The following is a 7388-nucleotide window of genomic DNA, read 5'->3' on the forward strand; positions in this document are numbered from 1 at the left end:
TGTAGGGATGTTTAGAGGTTGTTCAGTGAAGTGATTACTTTCTTTAGGTTGCTGCTTGTAGTCCATTCCTGCAGGCGTTGGCGGAGTTGTTCGTCCGTAATCCTGCTATGGTTGTTGGATAGCAGTTCGAGGTGAAGTTCGAGTAGCTGTTTGAGTCCGGTGACGGGTTTGTCGGGCAATCCACAGATAAATACGGTGAGCAGTTCTTCCAGTTGGCGGTTATGGAAGTTGCTTCGCTTGTACATGCTTTCGTACACTTGTGTGGTGAAGCGTTTCAGCGGTGCAAGTTCCATGCAGACAAGACAGGCGAGGATTTCTCCTACACGGCGGTTGTTTATTCTTCCGGCAGTGAGCCCTTCCACCCATAATTCTGCTGCATAGGAACGGACTGTTTTGTCGGCAAAGAGCAGTGAGCCGCCTAGTAACAGCAAACTCATTTCTCTGAGCGGGCAATGGAAGGAGAGAAGCATGCGCAGAGCGTGGGCAATGCTGCGTTTGCTGTCTTCCTGTGGAGTGCCGAAAGACATATAGCAGGTGATGATTTGTGCGATTAACGGCTCCGGGCGGTTGGGGAAACAGCATAGCAGCGGTTCCATGTAGCGGGAATCATCCATGTTGTATTTACTGTTGATAATCAGATGTTCCTGCCATAATTGATGGCTGTTTCGCTCGGCATATTCGTGCCATTTGTAGAACTCCAGTTGCAAGCGTTTGTCTATCTCGTATGAATTTTCTTTCGGTTTCAGTTCTTTCCATCCGTAATCCCCTGACAGAGAGTTGTGGGACAATGTGTTACAGGAGAAGGATTTGAATGCTTTGAATTCTGTTTCCGGTTTTTTTACCAGTCCGGCCGTTATCCAAGCAGGTTGGTGGTTGTAGGGCGGCTCAGGTTGAGTGTCTTCATCCAGCAGGAAGAGGAAAAGATGCAGGTACTCGTCTTTCAATAATTGCCGGGCAGTGGCGATGGCTTCTTCCTTGTCTTCCATGGCACAGCGGGCGATAGCCAGTTGGAAATCCCATGCATTGGGCTTTGTGCCTGCTTTCTGATAGGCGGCAAGCCGCTGTATAAGTTCTGTGGACTGTATGTATGCCGGAGTGTGGGTCGGAGCAGAAAGCAGGGGAAGCGTATTGCCGCCTTTGATTCGGCAGATAACGTCTATCCATAGCTTTTTGAAAGGGATAAAGCAGGTTGCGTTACTGTAACCCGGTTTCCAGTCGGCAAGCCGTTTGAAGGCGCGTTCGTCATAAGCGCCCCTGTTTGAATCTATTCCTTTCAGCTTTTCTTCCAGGCGGGTGAACATATTGCGCAGGAATCCCTGGGGAGTAGTGTCTGCCTGTGCCCATAAACGTTGGTATTCCAGTAGGAAAGTAGCAAGAAGGTCTTCGTAGGGCATCCAACTGCTGGCTACGATGTTCGCTGCCCGTTGGAATATGGGCTCCATCCGGCTGAAATCTTCTTCGTCCAGTTGGGGATGGAAAGCGATGATGGCCGCAATCGTGGTGTCTGTCTCCCAGCTCTCTTCCATGTCGAACAAGCGGCTGAGCTGGAACAGGAAATCTTCTTTGTTGGCAGGATACGGGATGCGGTTGTCTTCCCGGCAAATACGGATGGTTTCCGTAGATGGTTCCTCGGAAAGGAAATCTGCGGCTGTTGTGGTTGTTTCTGTATTTACAGCTTCTATGTAGGCTGTTTCTGTGTTGTTTGTTTTGTTTATGGATTGTGCGTTTTCTGTGGATTGTGCATTGAAAGTGGCGATAGTTGTTTGCGCACTTTGAAACATTTCCGGTTGATAAGCTTGCAGCGTTTCTTGAAGGAGAGATGAGGAAGCGTCACCATATTTTGCGATAAATCCGGCGGCTTTCTTTTGCAAGCTTTCGTCTTTCTTCAGGAATAACTGGCAGAGGGTGATGCAGCATGTTTCTCCCATTTCAGGATGCTGCGCGGCTATTTTTTCGAAGATGGCATGGATAGTGAGCAACGAGTTTTTGGGACTCGAAAAGAAAAGAGTGGTTACACGTTCTACGAATTCCTGATAACAGAATCCGTCTTCAGCTGCAATCTTCTTGAATTGTTGCAGCATTATATTTATGGGTTTCGTGTAGGAAGAAGTGAATACTTGCATCATTTCTTCTTGTAGAGACAGTAGTTCTTCGGTAGTAGGCTGCAATGTCTCGAAGAATCCGGCAAACCATCCTGCCATGTCTTTCTTGAAACCTCGGTGGAATGTGGCGAGCGTGGCTTTCAGTAGCCGGTTTCTGTCTATATGTCCGTCGAGGGAAAAGCGGTAGAGGGCAGCGCTGATACTTTCGTCTTGTGCTGTGATTCCCTCTTTGTAGGCACTTTTGGCACTCTCATCTTGATAACTGACAGATGAGTCGTATTCAAAAATAGTCCATATATGCTCTTTCAGCATGATGTCCCGTTTGAGCAATAAGTTGCTGTTGAAAGAATCTTTCTTTTTCGGGTCGCTGGTTGCTATACGGATACATCCGGGGAGTAGGTGTGCAATGCGGCTTGGAGCAAGTTCCTTGAGGTACCCCATATCCATGAGTGACATGAGTTCTTCGTAGCTGAGATTGAAGTTGTTCCAACTTTTATCATCATTGATAAAGTCTGTGAGCCAGGTGGGACAATAGAGCGGGAGCAGTTTGCATATCAGGTCGAAGTTTATATTGTACGCCATATCCATTTCTTTCTTGTTGGCACATACGAATTGCACGACCGCCAGGAAACGTGCCCTGTCACGGCTGCAAAACGTTTGACTGCTAAAGCCTGAGAACTTGCCTTTTATCCATTGCAAGTCCCGTATGACGGGTAGTAACTTGCGCCGCTCCTTCATCGGGAGTTCCAATAATTTCTTGATAAAAGGAATCAATACCTTTTCTTCTTTCTCCGGAGTGTCTTTGTAAGCCTTGGACAGCTTCTCCAATTCGTGTTTTAATTCTTCCATTGTATTAATTTCTTTACTGCTAAAATGTGTTTGCAAGCTCCCCGTTCTCCCTGATTACTGCTGAACCAGGTGCAGGTGCAACGTTCTTTCTCGTTCTCCCTGTCTAAAATGACAGTGTGCCTCACTCCGCCGCTTCCTGCGACACGGGCTTCCACCCGGTTTCCGTCATTCGATATAATTTCGACTTTCTCTTCTTCCAGGAGTTTCTCCGCAGCCACCATTCGAGGATTGAGACTCATAATCCGTTCGGTCTTGAAAGGCAGACGACGATAAAAGAAGCTGTTTTCATCCAAATCGAATCCCAGTAGTCCCATAGCCGCTAGTCGTGCTGAGAGGGAATCTACTTTATCCAGGTCAATGTGTTCTTCGATAGCAAAAAGGGTGGGGTTGAACTGTTGGTTGGCATAGCTGTACTTGTCCATAGCTTCTATCCATCTTTCCGGAATATCTTCGAGCAGGGCATCCAATGCTGCCCCCTCTCCTGAGAAACCGCGCCAGCATTCCCGTGAGAGAGAAAGACTGAAACGAACCGGGCCGAAATAGAGTTGCCAAGTGGTCGATTGCATGGTGGGGTGGACAAAGACTCTCAACTCGTCAGCGAACGGGAGTAAAGGCTCGAGTAACCGCAAACGATGAAGTCCGCCGATACATACGGAATTCAGACTTTTCACCGGTGAAAAGGCGGGTTTTTGACCGCGCATCACTAAATAATAGTCGCATTTTACGCTACTTTTCGGGAGAGTCTGAAAGAGTTGCAGGGTCTGTATACGATTGAAGGAATAGAGCCGTTCGGCTGCGGATTGATAGATTTGTACCGTAGTCAGTCCCTTTATCCATTTCACGGGGAGAGGGACTTTGCGTTCTATTACTTTCTCACCTTTATTATATAGTCCCACTTCTTTCGGGCCTACCGACATCACGACTTTCTCTTGCCTGCCGATACTGCCTAAGGCAGAAATCATTCCTGCATTGAAGTCTACATTCGTTGTTCCGTTTTCCAGAAATTCCCCGTCGTGCCCATCGGGAAGCACGTCGATCCTGGCATATACGCCTGCACAGTTGGAAAAACCTTCAAAGCGCAGACGGTTGTTGCCCGCCGTCACAATCGGGTCTTTCAGCATCGAGAGCTGTGCCGGGGTCAGGTTGAAACTGGACTGCACGACATTGGATAAAGCAATGAGGCAGCGTGCTGTCATATAAGGTTGTGTCAACTTCCCCCAAAAGAAACACGGTGCGTCTTTTTTTTCGATTTCGCTGTATTTGGCGAGGAATAGTTCGTCCTGCTCGGCAGAGCGTTGTAATGCGGAAGGAGCGGCATATTGGTAAGAGATTGTATCGGCCATAGATAAAAAAATAAGTGTTTGATTGTATATTGCCCAAATATAGAAATTAATTCTTTGTGAGAAAAGAAGTTGTGGGGATTTGCACTGTTTTTTTTATTGATAAAATCTATAATATGTCCGGATAATAAACGGCTTATCTCCTGTTTTTACAGGGGGGTAGATACAATTCTTTATAAATCGGAACTATTTTTTATATATGAAATAACTATTCTTTATAACTATTCTTAAATACTATCTACCATATTGCAATAAAGTAATACTTTTGTTCCCTGTAAATGTTTTAGCGACATAATCTAAATAAGTCTTATATTTTTTAAGAATATAAAAGAAACAGCTGTTTGTGAAAATCGCTAATATTGTTTGTTTTGTTTGTGTTATCCCATTTTGAGTCAGGTGTGATTTCAAAATGGGATTTTTTATTATACAACCGGCCAAATACCACCCGAATTCTATCTAAAATGACCTAAAAACTATCTGCTGATAGATTTTCCCCTAAACTATGTTTGTTCTTAACCTATCAGTTCTGTTGAAATCCTGTAAACTTGCAGCATCAAAATTATTACGACGAGTATTCACAATTTAAAAGTAACGTATATGAAAAGTTTAAGCTTCAAAAAGGACCTGGTAGGAGTACAGGATGAATTACTCCGCTTCGCTTACAAACTGACGACCGATCGTGAAGAAGCAAACGATTTGTTACAGGAAACGTCATTGAAAGCATTGGATAACGAAGATAAATATACCCCTGACACAAATTTTAAAGGATGGATGTACACGATAATGCGCAACATCTTTATTAATAATTATCGTAAGGTGGTACGCGACCAGACATTCGTTGATCAGACAGATAATCTTTATCATATTAATCTTCCACAGGATTCCGCATATGAAAGTACAGAAAGAGCCTATGACTTAAAGGAAATGCGCCGCGTAGTCAACGCTCTGCCCAAAGAATACAGAGTGCCGTTCGCCATGCACGTATCCGGATTCAAATATCGTGAGATTGCAGATAAACTGAATCTTCCATTAGGAACTGTAAAGAGCCGTATATTCTTTACCCGCCAAAAATTGCAGGAAGAGTTGAAAGATTTCCGCTAAACTTTAACTATAGAGCTTTTCAGTCAAAATCAATAGGTATTAGGGTAAAAAGAGGATTGGATAGGATTGTATAAAAGAAAAACTCCTGTGAGTTGATACTTACAGGAGTTTTTTGTGGACCAGCCTGGGCTTGAACCAGGGACCTCCAGATTATGAGTCTGTTGCTCTAACCAACTGAGCTACAAGTCCGATGTATCCATTTACTGGATGCGGTGACAAAAGTAGTGTTTTCTGTCGAATTATGCAAATCCTTTCGATAAAAAACTGCTATTCTTTCTTCTTAGAACTTATATTTCCGTTTCGGATTCTTGGGAAACCAGCCTTTTTGTACCCGTTCTTCCTGTTCGAAAACTTCTTTGATCGTCCAGAAGGAAGAGAAAGCAAAGACGCCCAACAAAGAAGACAGTATTACATTGTCAATGCTTAATGAAGCTATTACGCCGGCTATGCCAAGTATCAGAAATATCCACCAGCATTTTGTGCCCCAGTAATATTCGGCCTTTACCACGACAGGGTGAAAAAGGCCGATAATCAAAAAGGTGCAAATTCCGATGAATAACCCTGCGAGGTGATATTCATTTAGAAACTCCATCGTATTTTACTTTTCTACGCGGATGGGAATTTCTTTCTTGATGCTCTGTTCCAGAGAAATCAATGTCTCGGTAGCTACTACACCCGGTATCTCTTGCATTTTGTTGTTCAGCAGATCCATCAGATGTTCGTTGTCACATGCGTACAGCTTGGTCAGCATGGTGTACGGTCCCGTAGTGAAATGGCATTCTACGATTTCCGGAATTTTTTGAAGTTCCGCTACAACAGATTTGTACATGGAGCCTTTTTCAAGTTTGATACCGACATATGTACAAGTTCTGTAGCCCAAAGATTTCGGATTAACATGGTAACCTGAGCCTACAATGACACCTAGGTCAATCAGTCTTTGCACACGCTGGTGAATAGCTGCACGTGATACTCCACATTCGGCTGCTACGTCTTTAAAAGGGATGCGGGCATTCTGGGAGATAATCTCTAGGATCTGCCTGTCGAGGTTGTCTATTCTTTCCATAATAATAAATTATAATTTCCAGTTGTTATCAAATAGTAAGCAAATATAGAGATTTATTTTAATTATTCTTCTTTTCCGAGAAAAAAAATAGGAAAAAGCACAAAAAAGAGGTGCAAACGTTTTGCACCTCTTTCCTTTTTCTATTTAGACAGAAATTTTCTTATTTTTTATCTTTTTCGATGCTTACCAATTCAACCTCGAAAATCAAAGTAGAGAACGGTTTGATTTGGTTGCCTGATTCTCTTGCACCATAAGCAAGGTCTTGCGGGATGTAAAGTTCCCATTTAGAACCTACAGGCATCATAGTCAGGGCTTCTGTCCAACCTTTGATTACTTGGTTAGCACGGAAAGTAGCCGGTTCGTTACGTTTGTAAGAGCTGTCAAACTCAGTTCCGTCAATCAAAGTACCTTTGTAGTTTACTTTCACTTTGCAAGTATCAGCAGGAATTTCACCTTTACCTTCGGTGATTACTTTGTACTGTAATCCGCTTGGAGTTGTTTTTACACCTTCTTTAGTTTTGTTTTCAGCAAGGAATTTTTCGTTTTCAGCCTTATAGTCAGCATATTTTTCTTCCAGAGCTTTTGCTTTGATAGTTTCCATAGCTGTACGGGTATAAGTCTGAGCCTCTTCCATAGTCATCATACCGCCTTTTTCCAAAGTACCTGCGATGAAACCAGCCATGAAGTTGTCTTTGCTGATAGTCTTGGTAGAGTCACCTGCGAACAATTCCTGGTTGATACCTTTCATCATCTGGTTGCTGATTTGCTGGCCGATTTGCAGACCTGCCATATATGCGATATCTTTCTTGCTAGTCTTGGTTGCACCTTCGTTCAAACCCTTGATGAAATCTGCCATATATGCAGTATCAACGTCCAGGCGACCTGTCAGATAGCCTTTCAGACCTTGAGTCTGAGCCATACCGATAGAATAAG

At 43.8% G+C, this 7388-nt stretch carries 6 protein-coding genes and 1 tRNA gene; 1 reads left to right on the plus strand and 6 read right to left on the minus strand.

Annotated elements, in window-relative coordinates; all coding sequences use genetic code 11:
• Positions 1–11: 11 nt before the first annotated feature.
• Both RDN93_RS08275 and RDN93_RS08280 read right to left on the minus strand, forming a co-directional pair.
• A complete protein-coding gene (locus RDN93_RS08275) occupies positions 12–2951 on the minus strand; it encodes a DUF6493 family protein (protein WP_308745067.1) in 2940 nt (979 codons plus the stop codon).
• Entirely contained in the window at positions 2939–4294 is a 1356-nt protein-coding gene (locus RDN93_RS08280) for an SWIM zinc finger family protein (protein ID WP_308745068.1), read from the minus strand. Before RDN93_RS08280 ends, RDN93_RS08275 begins: the two co-directional genes overlap by 13 nt.
• 594 nt (positions 4295–4888) lie before the next feature.
• On the opposite strand from RDN93_RS08280, the gene RDN93_RS08285 reads away from it, so the two are divergent.
• Complete coding sequence (locus RDN93_RS08285) at positions 4889–5392, plus strand: RNA polymerase sigma factor (RefSeq protein WP_308745069.1); 504 nt, start codon at positions 4889–4891, stop codon at positions 5390–5392.
• 115 nt (positions 5393–5507) lie between these two features.
• On the opposite strand, the gene RDN93_RS08290 is transcribed toward RDN93_RS08285, so the two are convergent.
• From RDN93_RS08290 to RDN93_RS08305, 4 genes are all read right to left on the minus strand, one after another.
• Positions 5508–5581: transfer RNA gene (locus tag RDN93_RS08290), tRNA-Ile, on the minus strand.
• Positions 5582–5672: 91 nt separating this feature from the next.
• Positions 5673–5984, minus strand: a complete 312-nt coding sequence (locus RDN93_RS08295) for a DUF4491 family protein (protein ID WP_049701378.1) — start codon at positions 5982–5984, stop codon at positions 5673–5675.
• 6 nt (positions 5985–5990) lie between these two features.
• Positions 5991–6455 (minus strand): Lrp/AsnC family transcriptional regulator, encoded by a 465-nt coding sequence (locus tag RDN93_RS08300; RefSeq protein WP_004302580.1) that lies wholly within the window; start codon positions 6453–6455, stop codon positions 5991–5993.
• A gap of 160 nt (positions 6456–6615) precedes the next feature.
• Positions 6616–7388, minus strand: a 773-nt coding sequence (locus RDN93_RS08305; protein WP_308745070.1) for an FKBP-type peptidyl-prolyl cis-trans isomerase, incomplete at its 5' end; no start/stop codon positions are given.

The organism is uncultured Bacteroides sp., from assembly GCF_902491285.1.
Classification (GTDB): domain Bacteria; phylum Bacteroidota; class Bacteroidia; order Bacteroidales; family Bacteroidaceae; genus Bacteroides.